Here is a 1,640-nt window from a genome sequence, read left to right as displayed (position 1 = left end):
TAGGGCTTGCTGAACGGGTCGCTTTTTAGGGCATCACGGGCAAGCGAAATGCGAGAGTAGACCACAACCATTGCAAAAGCGGCAAAAAGAGAGCTCGGAGTCTCTTTTCGAGGTTCATGACCAGCAGTTGCAGTCCGATTACAGTCTCGCTCGTCCTCTGAAGGTGCGCTCGAATACGGCCAAGCCCGTAACTGCGCTTGCCTTCACCGAATTTGCCTTCCACCGCATTACGCGCGGCTGCATCCGCTTTGGCGATTTTCTTCTGCTCCTGCTGGTCGGCTGATGGACGGCCCAATTGCGGTCCGCTCAGCCGAATTCCCTTCTCTTTGCAGAAGCGCAAGTTTTCTCGCGTGCGGTAAATCTGGTCGGCCAGCACCGCTTTGGGATAATAGCCGAATCGAGCACGGTATCGTTCCACTGCGGCCTGCAGCGTCTGGCCTTCGTTGTAGCTGTCCCAGGACAGATGCTCCCGGAATGCGTAGCCGTTCACCACGCTGATCGCCAGCTTCGCGCCGAACTCGACGTTCGCCCGGGCTTTGCCGCGTACGATCGGTCTGACATGCGGCTGCGCGATGCTGACGATCCGATCCGGTACGCTATGCGTTCGCTTGTCGTACATCTCCTGCTGCTGGCGAACCAATTCTTGAATGACCAGCAGCTCCTTGTACATGCGGCGCGGCAGCCGCATCAGACCGTTCGTCGCCTCGGCATGTTCGGCGATGATGCGCAGATCACGGGAAATGAACCGCAATTGCTTGCCGATTGCTTTGCGCATCGCGCGCGGTTTCACGCGCCTTTGCTTGGCAACCGCCAGATAGGCTTTGCGGGCACGCTCCCGGTATGTTCTTGGCTTGCGAGTCTTTCCGCGCTGCGGCTCATGCAGGATGTCAATGATCTTCTCCAGCTTTTCTCTAGCCTGATTCAGCAGCGACAAATCCGTTGGGTAGGCGATATCCGCCGGCGCGCAGGTCGCGTCCAGCAGCAGTTCGCCTTCATTCGTCAGTTCCATCTGCCGCGGCTGCGGTTGTGATGATTCATTGGATACTGCTGCGGCTCCGCTGCCGGGTTCATCGTCGTCGTCCGATGAATTATCCGATTCGCTGGACTTGCGCGCTTCTTCAAGGGCGATCCACTCATTCACTTCATCAAGGATCTCGCCGCCCAACCGCTTGCGAAAGTGAGTCATGAGGGAATGGTGAAACGGACGGCGGTACTGGTACTCCGGCAGACCGAGGAAGTACTGCAGATACGGATTCTCCAGAATCTGACGAAGCGTTTCCCGGTCGTCGGTGCCCAGCCGCTCCTGAATGATGAGGGCGCCAAGCGCGACACGGATGGATACGGCCTTTTGCCCCTTGAGACTCTTCTTGAAGTTCTTTGCATACTTCTCTTCGAGCTTCCACCACGGAATCATCTGGGCCAGCAACACCCAGCGGTTATCTTCTGCAAGTTTTCCGCCGAACGGCAGAAAGAAGTCTCCTGGCAGGATCATTTGGCTTTCGGTTCGCTGATACAATTCGAACGCCTCCAAGTGCACGGTTTTTCGCGGGTCAGTCACCGTTTTCCTTGCACTTGATTTCGACAAAATAGGCGTTAAATCCTTGCTGCTACTGCATTTTTCAATTGTTCAGCAAGCCCTA

General features: G+C 56.3%; 1 protein-coding gene. It reads right to left on the bottom strand.

The features are described from left to right. Positions 1-25 precede the first annotated feature (25 nt). Entirely contained in the window at positions 26-1,516 is a 1,491-nt protein-coding gene (locus PTZ19_RS25245) for an IS5 family transposase (protein WP_276358472.1), read from the bottom strand. Positions 1,517-1,640 lie beyond the last annotated feature (124 nt).

The organism is Cohnella caldifontis (assembly GCF_029360585.1).
GTDB classification, from domain to species: domain Bacteria; phylum Bacillota; class Bacilli; order Paenibacillales; family Paenibacillaceae; genus Cohnella; species Cohnella caldifontis.
This window is presented reverse-complemented; position numbering and strand designations above follow the sequence as displayed.